The sequence below is a fragment of the Aestuariibaculum lutulentum genome (assembly GCF_032926325.1).
In the GTDB taxonomy this organism is placed as follows: Bacteria; Bacteroidota; Bacteroidia; order Flavobacteriales; family Flavobacteriaceae; genus Aestuariibaculum; species Aestuariibaculum lutulentum.
In genome coordinates this window covers 265,387-285,822 of the sequence record NZ_CP136709.1, presented here as the reverse complement: position 1 = coordinate 285,822, position 20,436 = coordinate 265,387, and the positions used below count along the sequence as shown (strand labels likewise).

13 protein-coding genes are annotated in these 20,436 nt (G+C 35.1%); 9 read left to right on the top strand and 4 right to left on the bottom strand.

The window, feature by feature from the left end; genetic code table 11:
* Positions 1–55: 55 nt before the first annotated feature.
* The 4 genes from R1X58_RS01180 to pepT form a co-directional block, all read right to left on the bottom strand.
* Positions 56–1,621, bottom strand: coding sequence for a sulfatase family protein (locus R1X58_RS01180; protein WP_240571433.1), 1,566 nt, complete (start codon positions 1,619–1,621; stop codon positions 56–58).
* A 122-nt stretch (positions 1,622–1,743) separates the two neighbouring features.
* A complete protein-coding gene (locus R1X58_RS01175; protein ID WP_240571430.1) occupies positions 1,744–2,019 on the bottom strand; it encodes a hypothetical protein in 276 nt (91 codons plus the stop codon).
* Between the two features lie 64 nt (positions 2,020–2,083).
* Positions 2,084–3,418: a Kelch repeat-containing protein gene (locus R1X58_RS01170; RefSeq protein ID WP_240571427.1), complete on the bottom strand. Its 1,335-nt coding sequence runs from the start codon at positions 3,416–3,418 to the stop codon at positions 2,084–2,086.
* A 179-nt stretch (positions 3,419–3,597) separates the two neighbouring features.
* Positions 3,598–4,839 (bottom strand): peptidase T, encoded by a 1,242-nt coding sequence (pepT, locus tag R1X58_RS01165; RefSeq protein ID WP_240571424.1) that lies wholly within the window; start codon positions 4,837–4,839, stop codon positions 3,598–3,600.
* 158 nt (positions 4,840–4,997) lie between these two features.
* Between pepT and R1X58_RS01160 the strand changes: the two genes are divergently transcribed.
* From R1X58_RS01160 to R1X58_RS01120, 9 genes are all read left to right on the top strand, one after another.
* Positions 4,998–6,032 carry a quinone-dependent dihydroorotate dehydrogenase gene (locus tag R1X58_RS01160; protein WP_240571420.1) on the top strand — a complete coding sequence of 345 codons (1,035 nt, stop codon included), beginning with the start codon at positions 4,998–5,000 and terminating at the stop codon, positions 6,030–6,032.
* 79 nt (positions 6,033–6,111) lie between these two features.
* Positions 6,112–6,975, top strand: a complete 864-nt coding sequence (locus tag R1X58_RS01155; RefSeq protein ID WP_240571418.1) for a hydroxymethylglutaryl-CoA lyase — start codon at positions 6,112–6,114, stop codon at positions 6,973–6,975.
* A 145-nt stretch (positions 6,976–7,120) separates the two neighbouring features.
* Positions 7,121–8,323: a DUF4856 domain-containing protein gene (locus R1X58_RS01150; protein ID WP_240571415.1), complete on the top strand. Its 1,203-nt coding sequence runs from the start codon at positions 7,121–7,123 to the stop codon at positions 8,321–8,323.
* 100 nt (positions 8,324–8,423) lie between these two features.
* Positions 8,424–9,542: an imelysin family protein gene (locus R1X58_RS01145; protein ID WP_240571412.1), complete on the top strand. Its 1,119-nt coding sequence runs from the start codon at positions 8,424–8,426 to the stop codon at positions 9,540–9,542.
* 63 nt (positions 9,543–9,605) lie between these two features.
* Entirely contained in the window at positions 9,606–10,961 is a 1,356-nt protein-coding gene (locus R1X58_RS01140; protein WP_240571409.1) for an HTTM domain-containing protein, read from the top strand.
* A complete protein-coding gene (locus R1X58_RS01135) occupies positions 10,942–13,365 on the top strand; it encodes a TonB-dependent receptor domain-containing protein (protein ID WP_240571406.1) in 2,424 nt (807 codons plus the stop codon). Before R1X58_RS01140 ends, R1X58_RS01135 begins: the two co-directional genes overlap by 20 nt.
* An 89-nt stretch (positions 13,366–13,454) precedes the next feature.
* Positions 13,455–16,214 (top strand): TonB-dependent receptor, encoded by a 2,760-nt coding sequence (locus R1X58_RS01130; protein WP_240571403.1) that lies wholly within the window; start codon positions 13,455–13,457, stop codon positions 16,212–16,214.
* A 158-nt stretch (positions 16,215–16,372) separates the two neighbouring features.
* Positions 16,373–17,845, top strand: a complete 1,473-nt coding sequence (guaB, locus tag R1X58_RS01125) for an IMP dehydrogenase (RefSeq protein WP_240571400.1) — start codon at positions 16,373–16,375, stop codon at positions 17,843–17,845.
* Positions 17,846–18,026: 181 nt separating this feature from the next.
* Positions 18,027–20,405, top strand: a complete 2,379-nt coding sequence (locus tag R1X58_RS01120) for a TonB-dependent receptor (RefSeq protein ID WP_240571397.1) — start codon at positions 18,027–18,029, stop codon at positions 20,403–20,405.
* Positions 20,406–20,436 lie beyond the last annotated feature (31 nt).

Here is a 20,436-nt window from a genome sequence, read left to right as displayed (position 1 = left end):
TTTGTAGTTTTTGTTCATTTCAAATATGTGCTCTAATACATAAAAAAGAAAACGTTTATTGGTTTACAAAATCGATTTGTTTCCAGGTAAAGTTAATGGGGTCGTTAGGTTGTGGTACACCGGGTGTACTTCGACCTTCTTTAATATATCTTATTAATAAGGCTTTTAAGGCTTTTACTTTTTCTGGATGATTTACCTCTAAGTTTGTCGTTTCTCCAGGGTCGGTTTTTAAATTGTATAGCTGTATTTTAGGTAAGGTTTCAATAACTTCTTTATTGCCTGGTTTAGGATAACTCCATCCTCCAGAACCCGGACACATTGCTAATTTCCAATCGCCTTGTCTGATGGCAAAACTTCCATTAATAGAATGATGAACTGTAGCTTCTCGCGTTGGTTTTTTAGGGTTCGGTTTTTTAAATAAGGGCAGCATGCTGTAGCTGTCTTCGCCTTCGTTGTCTGATAATTTGTAGTTTGTAATATCAGCAGCTGTTGCCATAAAATCGGTAGTACAGATAATATCGTTAGATACCATGCCTTTCTTAATATAATCCGGCCATTTTACAATAAAGGGTACACGGTGTCCGCCTTCAAAGATATCAGCTTTGTGCCCGTGGTACTTGTCACTTGGGTAATGACCTAATTCTTCCAAGCCTTTAATATCCGCTGCAGGAGAGCAGCCGTTGTCACTTGTGAACACTACTAAAGTATTGTCTTCAATGCCAGCGTCTTTTATAGCTTTTATAAGTTGTCCCATATAATCATCCACCATCATAACGAAATCACCGTAAGGATTCAAATTACTTTTACCCTGCCATTCTTTGGTAGGTAAAATAGGGGTGTGGGGTGATGGTAATGCCAGATATAAGAAAAACGGTTGGTCCGTTTTTGCTTGCTCTTCAATATGTTTAAACGATTTTCTGAAAAAATTAGGGGTTACATCTTCATGAATAAAGTCTCTGGAAGTGGGGCCTTTTCGCCACCAATGAAATTTACCACCTCTTGCGGAAACTGTATCGGGAACCTGAGTAGGCATGCCATTTTCAACATACACATATGGTGCCATGTCCAGAGAGCCGCTATGCCCATAGGAGTAGTCGAAACCAAGTTCTTTCGGGCCATTTTGTATCGGCTTAGAAAAATCGATATTATCGAAATCTTTTGGGTTCCAACCTTCTTTTTCAGGTGCGTTTTTATCTTTAAGACTCCAGTCCCAGCCTAAATGCCATTTACCAATAAAAGCGGTATGATAACCTTGCTGTTTAAGCATGGATGCAACGGTAGTTCTGTCAGGTGAAATTAGCGCTTTGGAATTTCCAGTAAGAACACCCGATTTTAATGTACTACGCCAGTTATATCGACCGGTAATAATACCATATCGAGTTGGTGTACAAACAGAAGATGAGGTGTGAGCATCGGTAAACATTAATCCATCTGCTGCTAATTGGTCGAGTTGCGGGGTTTGTATTTTACTGTCCTTATTGTATGCTGAAACATCACCGTAGCCCATATCATCTGCTAGAACGTAAATGATGTTTGGTTTTTTTGCTTTTTTAATGTCGTTTTTTAGAGGGGTAATACTTGTAAATGTTATAAAACTTATAAGCAAAGTGATGATTTTCATACTGAAAGAAAAAAATTATGAATTAATGTAGTTCAAGTTTATAAAATACGTGACGGTTTAGCAATAAACTTCGACGGACAGAGCGTTTAGAACAGTGAAAGTGTTATTTAATGTATTTTATCTTAATTATTATTGTACAAGGCTATTGTGTCTATTAATACAATTACAAAGAAAACAATAAATAATAAAAATCCAACAGGAATAGTAAACATGCCTAGCCAAGGCAGCATCATCCAGCTGCAATTGCCTTCATGACAAGGTTCTCCTGTATTTAATTCGGTTATCCAGGCTCCAATTAACCCAATAATAACGGGAGCTAAACCAATAAAGACAATAAGAAAAGTTAAGAACGGTACTCGTGTTAACAGGTGTTTTTTGCGTTTTATAATAAGGGGCATAGTGTAGGTTTGATAGTTTGGGTATCGGGTAAAAATACTATTATTCTAATAATTCGATATTATTTTACATTCTATTTGTAGATATTATCGCTGTTGTTTTAAAATCGTTGATGTTTATTTTGTAAACATTAGAAGACGGCGTCTTTGTATACTCATCTTCTATATTTCCACCCAAAAGATACAGATGATTGTCATAGTAATGCATTTGAGCATTTTTTAAATATAGGTTGATCTTATAGGTGTTAATGACGTTGTTTTCGGTGTTATAAGTGAGTATTTTATCTTCATTAAAAATGTAAATAATATTTTCGTAAAACGCCAGAGAAGGGCGTTTCATGGGGAAAGGTAAATGAGGTTCGTGTTTCCAAATACCAGACTTTAGATTGTAAGATTCAATTGTATTTAAAGGGGTTTTGTTAAATCCACCTATCAGATATATTATATCTTTTACAAGGATGCCATTAACTTCTTTTGGGGTTTTCATAGGTGCTAGTTCATACCATTTTCCTGAAGAGATATTAAAAATATGAGAGCTATTGGTGCAGACTTTTTCTCCATTAGATTTTTGTCTTACGGAGCCTCCTGTAACAATAATGTTATCGTTAAATGAAAAGGCAGCGAAATTTACGGCCTTGTGCGGATTGGTATGGTCTACTATAATCTCATTAGAATTTATATCGAAAACTTCTATGTTATCACCCAAATATTCACGCTTTCTGCTTAACGATAAAGTTTTACCTCCCAAGACGTAAATTTTATTATTTACATTTACTAGTTTATGATATGCTCTTGGTTCGAATTCTAAATCTTTACTTTCCCAAGTATCGTTTTCTATGTTGTAGATTTGAAGTAAATCACTATAGTTTTCCCAGGTAAAGTTGTCTTTAAGTGTTCTTAAAAACTCTCCATAAGTAAGTGAGTTGTCTTGCGCCTCTTTTTCTGTATCATGATAAAAACTAGCGTCACCACCAATAACATATAATTTGTTTCCAACTCTTGTGGAACCAAAATTATATATGGCTCTTTTTAGTGGGGCTAATTTTTTAAAGGGTATTGAAGGTTTTAATTCATTTTTGTTGTAAACGGTTATTTCATTTAATAATTCCGTTTGTTTTGATAAATGAACAATGAAATTGATAGTCTTAAGTTCTGAAACTACATATTGCTTTGTAGTATAACCAATAGAAGAAAAGATAATGGTGTCTGAAAGGGTTAGGTTTATTTGAACAGGTACATTATAAACCCCTTCTTTATTTGTTGTTGTTCCTGTATTTTGTTTTTTTAAGTAGATTGTTACATTTTCCAGAGGTTCATTGGTTTGATCATCTAATACCTTCCCGCTTATCGTTTGTGTATAAGCTGACAACGTAGATAACAGTATGAGTACCAATAATTTCATTTAGAAAAGCGTATATCATAATTTGTTAAAAAATCAACTTAAAGATACGTAATATTCTTACTTAAATAAAATTTAATGTCTTGATATTTAGTTGTTTGGGTTTTTGTAGGTGAGTTGGTCTAACAAAAAAACGCCTAAGATTTTAGTCTCAGGCGTTTTAAAAATATAGTGAAATATGTTTATTGTTGTTTTAAAGCTGTAAGTTCTGCAATTTTGCAAATCACTTCGGTTGCTTTAATCATACTTTCTACAGGAACGTACTCGTAACGACCGTGAAAGTTGTGCCCACCAGCAAAAATATTTGGGCAAGGTAAGCCCATATAACTTAACTGAGATCCATCGGTACCGCCCCGAATAGGTTTAATAAGAGGTGTAATATCTAATTGTTTCATAGCTTCTTCAGCGATATCAACAATATGCATTACCGGCTCTACTTTTTCGCGCATATTAAAGTATTGGTCTTTAATTTCGGTAGTAATCACTTCACGACCGTATTGCGAGTTTAACTCATCGGTTAATTTTTTCAGAACTTCTTTACGGGCTTCAAAGTGTCCTAAATCGTGGTCACGAATAATATATTGTAAGGTTGTTTCTTCTACTTCTCCTTCAATAGAACATAAGTGAAAAAAGCCTTGGTAGCCTTCTGTATGTTCTGGAGTTTCAAAACGAGGAAGTGAACTGATAAATTCCTGAGCAATGTACATCGAGTTTACCATTTTGCCTTTGGCATACCCTGGATGTACAATTTTCCCTTTTACTTTTACTACCGCTCCAGCTGCGTTAAAGTTTTCGTATTCTAACTCCCCAATCTGGCTGCCATCCATAGTATAAGCCCAGTCTGCACCAAATTTTTCGACATCAAACTTATGGGCGCCACGACCAATTTCTTCATCGGGAGTAAAGCCTACGCGAATGGTTCCGTGTTTAATTTCCGGGTGGTTAATCAGGTATTCCATTGCCGAAACAATTTCGGTAATCCCGGCTTTATCATCGGCACCTAAAAGGGTTGTTCCGTCTGTAGTAATTAAGGTCTGACCTTTGTATTGTAATAAATCTTCAAAATAATCCGGAGATAAAACTATGTTTTCAGCTTTGTTTAAAACAATATCTTTTCCGTCGTATTTTTCAATAATTTGTGGTTTTACATTGGCACCGGTAAAGTCTGGCGAGGTATCGAAATGTGATACAAATCCAATAACGGGCACATCGTAATCTACATTACTCGGCAGAGTTGCCATAATGTAAGCATTCTCGTCGATACTAACATCTTGCATACCAATAGCTTTAAGCTCTTCGGCTAGTTTGTTAGCAAGATCCCATTGTTTTTCAGTACTCGGGGTGGTTTCAGATTTTGGATCCGATTCGGTATCTACAGTTACGTAACTTACAAATCGGTTTATAATATGTTCTTTAGAAATCATATTAAAGACAATTAAATGGATTAAATTTGAGTGTTCTGGTATAAATTATACCTAGTGTTTTTCAGGCTTCAAAAGTACGATTAATAATTTTTTTGCTTTTAGAATTTACTGATTTTTTATTTAGAAGAAATAAGAGTACTTTTGCACAAATAATCGAGATGTATAAATTACTACTTCGCCCAATATTTTTCGCGTTCGATCCGGAAAAGATCCATCACTTTACGTTTTCATTAATAAAAATAACCTCTAAAATTCCTGGTTTTAAAGCTGTTTTTAGAAGTTTGTATGTGGTTAACGACAAACGCTTAGAGCGCAATTTGTTTGGTTTAACTTTTAAAAACCCTGTGGGACTGGCTGCTGGTTTCGATAAAAATGCTGTGTTGTATAACGAACTGGCTAATTTTGGTTTTGGTTTTATTGAAATTGGAACCGTGACGCCCAAAGCACAACCAGGAAATCCGAAAACCCGTTTATTTCGTTTAAAAGCCGATCAAGGAATTATTAATCGCATGGGCTTTAATAATGAAGGTTTAGAAGCTGCGATTGAAGCATTAAAGAAAAATAAAGGTCAGTTAATTATTGGTGGAAATATTGGTAAAAATACCAATACGAAGCCAGAGGATTATACGAAAGATTACTTGGAATGTTTTAATGCACTGCATCCTTATGTCGATTACTTTGTACTTAATGTAAGTTGCCCTAATGTGGGAAGTCACGCTAAGTTAAATGATAAAGATTATTTAGAAGAATTGATTGGCGCTGTGCAACAGGCGAACAAGAACTTTGAAAAACAAAAACCGATTCTTTTAAAAATTGCTCCCGATTTAAATAATAATCAGCTTGATGAAATTGTAGAATTGGTTCAAGATACTAAACTTGATGGGGTAATAGCAAGTAATACCTCTACAGATAGAAGCGGACTTAAAGCGACTAAAGAACAGTTAGTCGAAATTGGTAACGGTGGTTTAAGTGGACAGCCGATTAAAGCCAAGAGCACAAAAACAATTAAGTATTTAGCCGACAAGAGTAATAAATCGTTCCCGATTATAGGGGTAGGAGGTATTCATTCAGCGGAAGATGCTTTGGAAAAGATAGATGCTGGTGCCGATTTAGTTCAGGTGTATACTGGATTTATTTACGAAGGACCGAGTTTAGTTAAGTCGATTAACAAAGCCATTCTTCAAGGGAAATAAATCAAATTACTTGTTGCTTTTCTAAATTTTGATGCAAAAATTGTAGTATTTTTATCTTCAGTTTATTCTCTAAAAATCAATGTCAAGTCCGATAAAAATTATTGAATGTCCGCGTGATGCCATGCAAGGTATCAAGACTTTTATTCCTACCGAAAAAAAGGTGCAATATATTCAGTCTTTATTACGTGTAGGCTATGATACTATTGATTTCGGAAGCTTCGTATCACCTAAGGCTATTCCACAAATGGCTGACACAGCTGAGGTTTTGGCACAATTAGATTTGAGTAAAACGACTAGTAAATTACTGGCAATTATTGCGAATACCCGAGGCGCAAGCGATGCCAGTACCCATAAAGAAATTGATTATTTAGGTTATCCGTTTTCTATTTCTGAGAACTTCCAGATGCGTAATACGCATAAAACCATTGCACAGTCGGTAGTGACCCTTCAGGAAATTTTAAATATAGCCGATAGAACCAATAAAGAAGTCGTTGTTTATATTTCTATGGGCTTTGGTAATCCTTACGGAGATCCTTGGAATGTTGATATAGTAGGCGAGTGGACCGAACGTCTTCATAAAATGGGTGTGAAAATTTTATCCTTAAGTGATACTATTGGTAGCTCCAATCCGGAGAGTATCAATTATTTATTTTCAGAGTTAATTCCGAAATATTCACATATTGAATTCGGGGCGCATTTGCATACCACGCCTTCAACCTGGTTCGAAAAAATTGATGCGGCTTATAAAGCCGGATGCAAACGTTTTGATGGTGCTATTCAGGGATTTGGTGGTTGCCCCATGGCAAAGGATGAATTAATAGGGAATATGCCTACCGAAAAATTACTATCCTATTTTACTTCAAAACAAAATAACAACTTAAATGCTTTAAGCTTTGAGAGTGCTTATAATGAAGCTTCTAAAATATTTAAAACGTATTTTTAAATTCGTTAAAAGATTCTAAAATATATCGTTATTTTTTTGAAAACATCACTTTATTTATTTTTAATCTAAATAAACTTTGTTAATTTGATTTAGTATTTTAAATTTGCTGCTGTCAATTAATTTATACTAAGTCTAAATAAAAAAAATGAAAAAATTTTTATCGATGGCAGCCGTAGTGGCAGTGCTATTCACATCGTGTTCAGATGATAATGAATCAAACAATGTAGAAAATCCGGCAACTTATACGTTTACTAGAAATGGAGTTTCAACAGTTGATTTTAATGGCCAAACCACAAGAATAGCCATGGCAACCGAATTGGTTTCTGCTTTAAGTGATAATACTAAAACAAAAGCACAGCTATTAGCAATGTTTAATCATGAAGTAGGTAATGACGATTTTTCGGATGATAACTTAGATGCTTCAGATAAAAATGTACGTAGTAAAGTAGCAGCTTCTAACGATTTCTTCGCTGCAAATACTACAGTTTCAAATGAAATTAAAACAGATTTTGATGCTTGGATTTCTGAGCAGGCAGATGTCGTATTTGTAAACTGGAGTGTTACTGCTCAGGCTGGTGTAGCTGGAAATTTACAGCAATTAGGAAGTACAACAGTTCGTTATTTTAATGCTAAAGGTTTAGAATTAAACCAGGCGGTAGCTAAAGGTTTAATAGGAGGTTTAATGGCAGACCAGATGTTAAATAACTATTTAAGTGATGCGGTACTAGATGCAGGATCGAATGTTGCTAATAATGATAATGGTGTTGTTGAAGCGGGTAAGTCTTATACAACAATGGAGCATAAATGGGATGAAGCTTACGGATATTTATACGGAGCTGAAGTTGACCCTGCAAGTCCGGTTTTAGATGCCGACCGTTTCCTAAATACTTACCTAAGACAAGTAAATGATGACGCTGATTTTGCAGGTATTGCCGATGAAGTTTATCAAGCTTTAAAATTAGGACGTGCAGCGATTGTTGCAGGAGAGTATGGAGTTAGAGATGCACAGGTAGCTGTAATTAGAGAAAATATTTCTAAAGCCATTGCAGTTCGTGCCGTACATTATTTACAAGGGGCTAAATCAGATTTAGAAGCAGAGACTGTAGATTATGCACATGCATTTCATGAGTTATCTGAAGGATTTGGTTTTGTTTACAGTTTACAGTTTACAAGAAAACCTGGTACTGATGCACCTTACTTTACACATAACGAAGTTAACGCTTATGTTGATGCGTTATTAAACAATAATACAAATGGATTTTGGGATGTAACTCCTGAAACATTAGATACAATTTCAGCAGAGATAGCAGCAGTATTTGGCTTTACGGTTGAGGCGGCAGCTAACTAAGCGAATAATATTAGTTTTTTTCTAAAATAAAGCAGTTGGAATTTTTAATAATTCCAACTGCTTGTTGATATTTGCAAAATATTAAAGAACACAATAGGTTATGATTAAAAAAGTTGTTTCTGTAGTCCTTTTAGCGCTCGTTATTATAGCGTGTAGTAGCTCTGACGGTGGGGAAAGTAAGCCGACAGATAATTTTGATAGACAAACCATGTTGGTTAACTGGGCTGATAATATTATTATTCCGGTATATCAGGATTTAGATAGTAAATTAAGTGTTTTGGCTGAAGCTAAAAACACTTTTACAACAACTGTAAATCAAACCAATCTGGAGGCACTGCGCACAGCATGGTTGGAAGCTTATAAAGTTTGGCAATATGCTGAAATGTTTAACATTGGTAAAGCTGAAGGAATCTATTATAGTTCTCAAATGAATATCTATCCAGCCAGTGTTACTGAAATAGAAGAAAACATTGCAAGTGGTACTTACGATTTAACTCATACTAATAATCAGGATGCTGTTGGTTTTCCTGCGTTAGATTATTTATTATACGGTGTTGCTTCTGATGATTCAGCTATTTTAGAGATTTATACAATAAATACAAATGCTAACGGATATAAAACGTATTTAAGTGATTTGGTTGATAAAATGAAGTCGTTAACTGAAACTGTGTTAAACGATTGGACAACCTCGTATAGAGATACTTTTGTGAATAGTACAGGAAATACAGCCACCAGTTCGACAAACAAATTAACAAACGATTTAATTTATTATTTCGAAAAGGGATTAAGAGCGACCAAATTTGGAATTCCTGCTGGAATTTTTTCTGCTGGAGTTTTGTATCCTGAGAAAGTAGAAGCCTACCACAATCAGGAAGTTTCTAAAGAGTTGGCATTAGCAGCGTTAAAGGCTAGTCAGGATGTGTTTAATGGTAAAGCTTATAATGGAACTACAGATGGAAGTAGTTTCGATGATTATCTAGATTATTTACAAACCATTACAGATGGTGAAGATTTAACTACTTTAATCAATAATCAAATGAGTGCTGCTCGTACCCAAATTCAAGCATTGGATGTTAATTTTTCTAATCAGGTTAATACCGATAATACAAAAATGACTTTGTCTTACGACGAGTTACAAAAAGTCGTGGTGTTACTTAAATTAGATATGGTACAGGCTATGAATATTAGTGTTGATTATATTGATGCTGATGGCGATTAGTTTGATAATAAAATAAATGATTTAAAGATTCCCTGATACGTTAGGGAATCTTTTCATTTTTATATGGGGTTTAATACAAAAGCATATCTACAAAGCAAAACAGATGCAGCACCCTTAGCGGTGTTCAGAATACTATTCGGTATCATGATGCTGTTTAGTATTATTCGTTTTTGGACTAATGGCTGGATTGAAAAGCTGTATATTACACCTAAATTTCATTTTTCCTATTATGGTTTTGAGTGGGTAAAACCTTTAGGAGATTATACCTATTTACTATTCGTTATTTGTGGTTTGGCAGCCCTTTTTATTGCAATGGGGTTAAAGTACAGAATAGCGATTATAGTTTTCTTTTTGAGTTTTACTTACATCGAACTCATGGATAAAACCACGTATTTAAATCATTATTACTTTATTAGTTTACTAAGTTTTTTAATGATTTTTTTACCTGCCAATGCTTATTTTTCAGTAGATAATTTATTAAGGAAAACGTCTTATAAAACCATTCCAAAGTGGTGCGTAGATAGTGTAAAACTCCTTTTAGCAATTGTTTATTTTTATGCGGGATTGGCAAAGATTAACTCCGATTGGTTATTTCGAGCCATGCCATTAAAAATATGGTTGCCCTCAAAATACGATTTGCCTTTTATAGGCGAAAGTCTCATGCAACAGGAGTGGTTTCATTATGCTATGAGTTGGTCTGGTATGCTTTACGATTTAGCCATTCCGTTTTTATTACTTTATAAACGTACCCGCTGGTTTGCTTTTGCTTTGGTTGTATTCTTCCATGTATTTACCAGGGTGTTGTTCCCAATAGGTATGTTTCCGTTTATCATGATTGTATCGACCTTAATTTTCTTCGAACCCGATTTTCATCATAAAATAATCAATAGTATAAAAGGTTTTTTAAAACCGAAAACAACGGTAGATTTGAAGCTTGTTTTAGAGGTTAAAAAGGAAAAAGTCCTGGTGCCATTTTTAACGGTATTTTTTGTCATTCAGTTATTGTTCCCTTTTCGATATATATTGTATCCGGGCGAACTGTTCTGGACCGAAGAAGGTTATCGATTTTCCTGGCGTGTGATGCTTATGGAAAAAATGGGTCATACCACATTCACCATTAAAAATGCAAAAACGGGAGCGTCGTTTGTAGTTAGAAACAGAGATTTCTTGAGTTCCTTTCAGGAGAAGCAAATGAGCTTTCAACCCGATTTTATTTTAGAATATGCACACTATTTAGGCGATCATTTTACATCGCAAGGACATAAAAATGTACAGGTGTTTGTCGAAAGTTACGTGGCGCTTAACGGAAGGTTGAGCAAACCGTTTATTGACAATACAGTCGATTTATATAAAGAAAAAGAATCATTCTGCCATAAGGCATGGATATTACCATTTACCGATGAAATTAAAGGACTTTAAGTTATTAGTAGTATTATTTTTGTTTGTAAGTGCAGTACAGGCACAACACAAAATTTATGGAACAGTAACCAATACAGGAACTAAACAGCCGGTTGCAGGCGTTGAAATTTACGATAAAACTTCCGGCTTAAAAGCAACTACGAATGCTTCTGGGTATTACCAGTTTAATACCGATAAGCAGAATTTAGATTTAATCTTTTTTTCTTATGAATTTCAAGTGAAAGAACTACCTGTTGCTGTAGCCAATGACGCGGAAATAAACGTGGAGTTAGTTTCTATTTCGGTTAATCTTTCTGAAGTAGAAATCACTGCGAGAAAAGCTAAACTTTTCGAATTATCGCGTTTAAAAGATGTTGAAGGCACGGCTATTTATGCCGGAAAGAAGACGGAAGTGGTTTTGGTAGATCAGTCTATGGCGAATTTGGCATCTAATAATGCACGTCAGATTTTTAGTCAGGTGGCAGGTCTAAACATTTATCAAAATGATGATGCTGGTTTGCAGTTGAATGTTGGTGGTCGTGGATTAGATCCGAACCGAACAGCGAATTTTAATACCCGACAAAATGGTTATGATATTAGTGCAGATGTGTTAGGTTATCCGGAGAGTTACTATACGCCTGCATCGGAAGGATTAAAGGAAATTCAGGTGATTCGTGGGGCGGCATCGTTGCAATACGGAACGCAGTTTGGAGGTTTAATTAACTTTAAAATGAAAGAGCCTAATCCGAACAAACCGTTTGAATTAATAACAAGAAACACTTTAGGAAGTTTCGGATTGTATACCAACTTCACAAGTATCAGCGGAACGAAGGATAAGTTGAGTTACTACAGTTATTTCAACTACAAAAAAGGTGATGGATTCCGACCAAATTCAGAATTTGAATCTAAAAATGCCTTTGCACATTTAGGGTATCAGTTTACAGATAAAACTAAAGTCACTGGAGATATAACGTATATGCGTTATCTGGCACAGCAGGGCGGTGGTTTAACCGATAATATGTTTGCCACAGATCCTTACCAAAGCAATCGTGAGCGCAACTGGTTTCAGGTAAATTGGTTGTTATATAATTTAAAATTAGACCATAAGTTTTCAGATCAAACCAATTTCACATTTAACTTTTTTGGTTTAAATGCGTCCAGAGATGCATTAGGTTTTAGGTCGAACCGTGTGGATCAGGTGGATTCTGGAGAGGAACGAGATTTAATAAAAGGCGATTTTAAAAATTTCGGATTTGAAGCGCGTTTATTAAGTAAATATAATATTGGTGAAAAGGACGCGACGTTTTTAATAGGGAGCAAATTTTACACGGCTAACAACTATCAGCAACAAGGGCCGGGAAGTGATGGTAGCGATGCAGATTTTAACTTTTATAATGATGAGTTTTCAGATTACCCGAGTCAATCGCAGTTTGATTTACCGAATTTGAATGTTGCTGTTTTTGGAGAAAATATCTTCTATTTAAATGATAAATTATCTATAACACCAGGTTTCCGATTTGAATATATTAGAACCCAAAGCGAAGGGTTTTACAGAAATATCAATACAGATGCAGCGGGCAATGTAATTTTAGATGAAGTGGTTGAAAATAGTAGAGATGTCGATCGTGCATTTGTTCTATTAGGTTTGGGAGTGAGTTATAAGCCGTTTAATGGAATTGAAGTTTATGGAAATATTTCCCAAAATTATCGTTCGGTAACATTTTCAGACATCTATATTAACAACCCAGCTTTTGCAATTAATCCTGATATTTTTGATGAAAAAGGTTTTACAACCGATTTAGGAATTCGTGGTAACATGAATAACATAGTATCTTATGATTTGGGGGTTTTTGCTTTGTTTTATCAAGAACGTATTGGACTTAAACAAATTGAAACCAGTCAGGGAATAAAGAGTGAACGTGGCAATATAGGTGAGGCTGTGATGTATGGAGTAGAATCCCTTTTCGATTTTAATCTGAAACAAGTGTTAGGATTAAATAACGATTTTAGTTTTAATTATTTTATTAATACATCTTTTATAAATTCTGAATATACGTCTTCAGAAGCGACCGGAGTTGAAGGAAATAAAGTGGAGTTTGTGCCAGATGTGAACTTAAAAACTGGTTTAAGGTTTGCCTTTAAAGACTTGTCTTCAAGCGTTCAGTATACCTATTTATCACAGCAATTTACCGATGCAACGAATTCTGTAGAAGGAGGGATAAGTGGTGTGATTGGTGAAATACCTAGCTACGATGTGTTAGATGTATCTTTAGCTTATACCTATAAACGCTTTAAACTGGAAACCGGAATAAACAATGTTTTGGACAATGCTTATTTTACAAGACGAGCAACAGGATATCCGGGTCCAGGTATCATTCCATCGGCACCAAGAAACTGGTATACAACACTTCAAATAAAGTTTTAATGCTTGAAATCTTAGGTTTTTTTTAACATAATTAGGTTAAACTTTACAAATAAAGTAAGGTCTAAGCTACCATTAACCTAACTATAAATATGTTGAAAAAATTATTGTTTGTTTTAGCATTATGCTTCACTTCGGTTCTTTTTGCCCAAAAGTTTACTTTAGAAGGAATTGTTAAAGATGAGTACGCTACTGTTTTAGAAGGTGCTACAGTATATCTTCAAAGTATAAAGGATAGTGTACCTATGGCTTATGGTATTACCAATAAAAATGGCGAATTTTCCATTAATGTTAATGCTGAAGACGATAAAAAGGCAATTTTTAACATTGCATATTTAGGTTACCAACCTTACATGAAGGATATCGATGTTCCTGAAGTAAATAAACTGAATTTAGGCGTAGTAACTTTAAAAGATCAGGTTGAAGAGCTTAATGTGGTATCAATTGTTGGAAAAGCACCTCCTGTGGTAATAAAAAAGGATACCATTGAATATAACGCCGATAGTTTTAAAACTTTACCAAACGATAAAGCTGAAGATTTATTGAAGAAATTACCAGGTGTTGATATCGATATCGATGGAAATATTACAGTAAATGGTGTAGAGGTAGAGGCTGTAAATGTTGATGGTATGCGCTTTTTTGGTGAAAAGCGTGGTGATATAGCCTTAAAAAATATACCGAGTCAAGCCATAAGTAAAGTTCAGGTGACCGATTATAAAACCGATATGCAAAAGTTTACCGGTGAAGAATCGACTTCTGGCACTAAAGAAATCAATTTAAAAATTAAGAAGGGACAGAATCGAGCAACCTTTGGAGATATTAAAGGCGGCTATGGAACCGATGATAAATACCAGGCCAATGCCAATTTGTTTCAAATGATTGATGGTAAACAAATAGGGATTATCGCCGGAACCAATAATATAAATATGTCTCGAGGTTTTAATGCTTTACCAGATACCGATACCAGTAACGGGTACATAGAATCGGATTTTGTTGGAGCTAACTTTTCCAAAGGAAGATGGGACGAAACCCGTATTAACGCAAATTACAGGTATAGCGCCCAAAGTTCAGATACCGAGCGCAAAAGTACCAGAGAAACCTTTTTACCAGATTTAAATTACTTAACCGAATCTACTAACAGTGGGTTTAGCGATTCAGATTCACACAATGGAAGTTCAGACCTTAAATTTATTGTGGAACCTAAAAATAAGGCTTCAAATAATAAAGTTCAAATTTCCAATGAAACCTCGTTTAATACTGCAAATACCGACTCTGGGTCAACCTCTCAGAGTACTTCAGAATATACTAATGGCGATTTGGTAAGTGATTATACAAGTACTAATGCATCCAGCTCATCAAACTACGATATTAGTAATAAGTTTCGTGTAACGCCAGTAAGAGGTGGTGGTGGAAACTATTTCAATATTGGTTTAAATACCGATTTTAGTAAGTCGTCTTCAGATAGTAAAAAGTATTCAGAAAATATATTATACAATAGAGGAGAAACGGTTATACAAGATCAGATAAGTAATAACGACAGTAATAGCAGTAATATTGGTATTGATGCCGAATGGAGTGCCGAATTATTTGAAGATTTTAGAATCATACCAAGCTATAATGCAAGTGTGAATTCACAAAGTAGTGAGCGCTATATTTACGATTTTGATGAAGATAGTCAGACCTATGATAGTTTTAATGATTTGTTAAGTAGCGATAGTAAATATATTGCCACGACTATCAGACCGGCATTAAAATTAAGATATAACCTTAACGATTTCCGTTTTGAAGTTGAAGCCGGACATACAACCACCTACAGAAGTTATAGGGATCAAATTGTGGAAGCACGTAACTTTAAAGCCGATTTTCAATATTTGACCTATTCAGGACGTATTCGTTATCGCGATCAAAATGGTTATAAAAATATTAGTTTAGATTATAATCAAAATGTGAATTTGCCATCAATGAGTCAGCTGCAACCTGTAGAAGATGTAAGCAATATTACACATATTCGTGTGGGTAACCCACTTTTAGAACCACAGATTGATCACAGATTACGATTTAGATATCAAAACAATTTGGCGTTTCATAACATTAATATTTCAGGAAATGCCAATGCGGGAATCACCCAGGATAAGATTATTAATTCAACAACAACCGACAGCGATTTAAATAAGTTAACGACTTATACCAACATTAACGGGGATTATTCTGTTGACGGGAATGCGTCGATTTCTAAATCTATTTACAGTAAAAAGACAAATATTAATATTAATGGGGCATTTGCAGCAAGTTTTAATAATAGTTTGTCAATGCAGAATGGTGTTAAATTTACCGGCCAAACAACAAGATTGAGTCCGTCGGTATCGTTCAGATATGCGTATGACAATAAAATAGATTTAAGTGCGCGATACAGTTATTCGGCATTTAAAAATGTGTATGATACAGATGCATTTAACGATAATGATTATTTTGTACAAAACGTGAATTTCGATTCATCCATCTTTATCATTAAAAACCTGTTTGTTTCTAACAAAGTGTCTTATCGTTATAACAGCCGTGTAGGTGATGCTTTTGACGGTGATGCGGTGTTTTGGAATGCCGGAATAGGCATGGAGCTTTGGAATAATAAAGCAACGGTAACTTTAGTAGGGTACGACGTTTTAGGAAAGAACAATGGATACAGACGTAATGTCACGGAGACTTATATCGAAGATGTTGAGAATAAAATATTGGAGCAGTATTTTATGCTTAATTTTACTTATAAATTCGGAAGCTTTGCCGGACAACCAATGAATGTTGTTGAAGGAAGTCCACAAGGCCGAGGTGGTGGTCGAGGCGGTTACCGTCGTTAATAAATAGATGTTTAAACGTCCGGTTGCTAATTTGTAATCGGACGTTTTCGTGTCCATTTAACACTAAAAGCCAATCTTAACATTAATTTAGTTTATTATTATACAGAATCAACTTAAAAAATGTGTATATTTGCACGCAATTAAAATGTAATTGCATCATGATCGCACATCAAAATAAAATAGTAGGAGAAGGACTAACCTACGATGATGTCCTTTTAGTTCCGGCTTATTCAGAAGTTCTTCCTCGCGAAGTAAATATCCAAACAAAATTTACCAGAAACATTACCATAAACGTGCCAATTATTTCGGCAGCTATGGATACGGTTACCGAAAGCAAAATGGCTATTGCTATGGCGCAAGAGGGTGGTATTGGTGTGTTACATAAGAACATGACAATTGAAGCGCAGGCTTTAAAAGTAAGACGTGTTAAACGTGCAGAAAGCGGTATGATTATCGATCCTGTTACTTTACCACTTACAGCTAAAGTTAAAGATGCGAAATCATTCATGGCAGAACACGGTATTGGTGGTATTCCAATTGTTGATGACGAAGGTACATTAAAAGGTATCGTTACTAACCGTGATTTACGTTTCGAGCACGATAACAAACGTCCTATCGTTGAAGTTATGACAAGTGAGAACTTGGTAACGGCTGCTGTTGGAACGTCTTTAAAAGATGCCGAAACTATTCTTCAAAAACATAAAATTGAAAAGCTACTTATCGTAGACGACAATTATAAATTATCAGGTTTAATCACCTTTAGAGATATTACTAAATTAAAGCAAAAGCCAATCGCTAATAAAGATGAGTTTGGTCGTTTACGTGTTGCTGCAGCTTTAGGAGTTACAGCTGATGCAGTGGTTAGAGCTGAAGCTTTAGTTAATGCCGGTGTTGATGCTGTTGTTATTGATACGGCACACGGACATACTCAAGGTGTGGTTAACGTATTAAAAGAAGTAAAAGCTAAGTTTCCAAAGTTAGATGTTATCGTTGGAAATATCGCTACAGCAGAAGCTGCTAAGTATTTAGTAGAAGCTGGTGCCGATGCAGTTAAAGTTGGTATTGGTCCGGGTTCTATCTGTACAACACGTGTTGTAGCAGGTGTAGGTTTCCCTCAGTTTTCTGCGGTATTAGAAGTGGCTGCTGCTATTAAAGGTTCAGGAGTTCCTGTAATTGCAGATGGTGGTATTCGTTATACAGGAGATATTCCAAAGGCGATTGCTGCTGGTGCAGACTGTGTGATGTTAGGATCGCTTTTAGCAGGTACTAAAGAATCTCCGGGAGAAACGATTATCTACGAAGGACGTAAATTTAAGTCTTACCGTGGTATGGGGTCTGTAGAGGCTATGAAAGAAGGTAGTAAAGACCGTTATTTCCAGGATGTAGAAGACGATATAAAAAAATTAGTTCCGGAAGGAATCGTTGGACGTGTACCTTACAAAGGTGATTTATACGAAAGTATTCACCAATTTATAGGTGGTTTACGTGCAGGTATGGGATACTGTGGGGCTAAAGATATCGAGACTTTAAAAGAAAAAGGTCAATTTGTAAAAATTACAGCAAGTGGTATTAACGAAAGTCACCCACACGATGTAACAATCACTAAAGAATCACCTAACTACTCAAGATAGTTGAATCGAAATATTTATAGAAAGAACCCGGCAAGTAATTGTCGGGTTTTTTTATGCAATAACATATTGTTGGTTTTCATTTAGTTATGATTTTTATTTGTATTTAGTCTAAATAAGTTTTGTTTTGAAAGATTTGGATGATATATTTGCTTGCAATTTAAAATCAATCTAAATAATAATCATGTTTAATAAATTAAGTTTATTTCTGATTTTGGCAGTACAAATGTCATTTTCACAATCTAAAATAGTAGGAACAATATTTGATTCGAATAAGGATACCGTTGCTTTTGCTAATATTTTATTGTCTGGTACAAACACAGGAACTTCTACAGACAACGCTGGTGTTTTTGAATTTAAGAACCTTTCGGCTGGCTCATATACCATAAAAGTTAGTTTTGTTGGCTATAAGCAAACAACTAAAACTGTAGTGTTAGAAGATAATCAAACTTTAAAGTTGTCTATTACTTTAGAGACCGATTCAGATTTAGAAGAAATTGAACTTTTTGGAAATCGATTCGAGCACCCTGATAAAATTGAAGCCTTAACAAGGTTACCATTGGAACCTTACGAGCAAATTCAGAGTATTTCCATTATATCAGATAAAGTAATTACGCAACAAGGAAATTTAACCATTTCAGATGCTACGAAAAATGTGCCTGGGGTATACACGTTTGCAACTTACGGAAACAAGAGAGAGAGTATGTCTTCTCGTGGATTCAGAGGAATTCCAATATTAAAAAATGGGGTGCGTGTACATTCAGATTTTAGAGGAACCGGAATTTTAACAGATATGCAGGGTGTTGATAATATTCAGGTATTAAAAGGAGCGGCGGCTATTACACAAGGGGTTGCAACCGACTTAGGGAGTCCGGGTGGTGTTATAAACATTGTAACCAAAACGCCTAAATATTATTTTGGTGGTAATGTATCTCAACGTATTGGTAGCTTTGGACAAGCCCGAACAACTTTCGATGTTTACGGTCCTTTAGCAAAAACGGAAAATGTAGCCTTTAGAGTTAATGGGGCATTAGAACGTGCCGATGGTTTTAGAGATGGCATTTCTTCTGATCGTTTTTATATCAATCCATCTTTACAATGGAAAGTAGATAGTAAATCGACCATTACTTTAGAAATGGATTATATGGATGATAGCAGAACACCGGATTTAGGAACGGTAAATTTAGCAGGTAATGATACCAATGCAATTTACGATTTGCCATATGATCAGTTTTTAGGTTATTCAAACGATAAATCATTAACTACAAATAGTACATATTCTGTGCGTTTTGACAGGGCATTAACCGAAAAGTTAACGTTGAAAGCTGCTTATTTTAAATCAGATTTAGATCTTGATGATAAAGGAGCAAGCTTAGGAAGCGTGGTAAATGACGAATTTGGAGATCCCATTTACAATCAACGTAAACGTGGTTATTCAGTTTCTACAAGAAAAGATGCCAATAGCGTTTTGCAATTCGATTTAGTAGGAGATGAATTAAAAACAGGAAGTGTCTCTCATAGTTTTCAGGTTGGATTCGATTATAGAACAACCAAGTATAGTACAAAATCTCAGCGTATAACGACAATAGATACTATAGATGTATTTACTTCAGTAAATCATGTGTTACCCGATAACTTAAACTTTGGAAGTACTAGTTTAGCAGGATCAAAATCAAGAGCTTTAGGTTTTGTAGCACAAGATGTTATTACTTTTAATAATTGGGTAAAAACCTTCTTGGGGCTTCGTTATAGTAAAACACAAACAATTGCAGCAACCGAAACAACTGAGAGCGATGCTATAAATCCTTTAGTTGGTGCTATTTTTACACCAGTTAAAAATGCAAATCTGTTTGTATCCTACACAAACAGTTCTTACCCCAGAACAGGAACTCGTTTAGATGTTAACGGAAATCAGTTAGGTAATGAGCGTTTCGATCAGTTTGAAACAGGGATAAAAACCAATTGGTTAGATAGCCGTTTACGTTTCAACTTTACATTCTTTAAGATAAATAACAAGGATATTAATTTACCGGTTTACGATGAAAACTGGGTAGCAACCGGATATTATCAAAAAGGAGGTAACGACGAAAGAAAAGGCGTAGAGGTTGAGCTTAGCGGGCATATATTAGACAATTTAGAGGTGATAACCGGTTATTCTTATATTGATGCGCAGTACAAGGAACACACATCGTACGTTTATGGTTCGGCGCCTTTAAATACACCTAAGCATACCTTTAATGCTTATGCAAACTATAAGTTTAAAAAGAAATTAGATGGTTTATCTTTGGGAGCAGGAATTTATTACACTGGTGAAAGACCTATTAATGATTGGAGTTCAGGAGCTGTTACTCACGAAGGTATTGTACCAAACCAGGAGCCATTTAATGTTGATGCTTACACACAGGTAAATGCTCAGGTAGCATACAACTTTAATCGCCATTGGAATTTCAGATTTATACTAAACAATATTTTTGACGAAATTGGTTATAACGCCTATAGAACGAGTTATATTAACCAAACCGATCCAAGAAATTTTGCAGGTATGTTAACATATTCATTTTAATTAGTAAATATTTAGTCACTCAGAGTGTAAT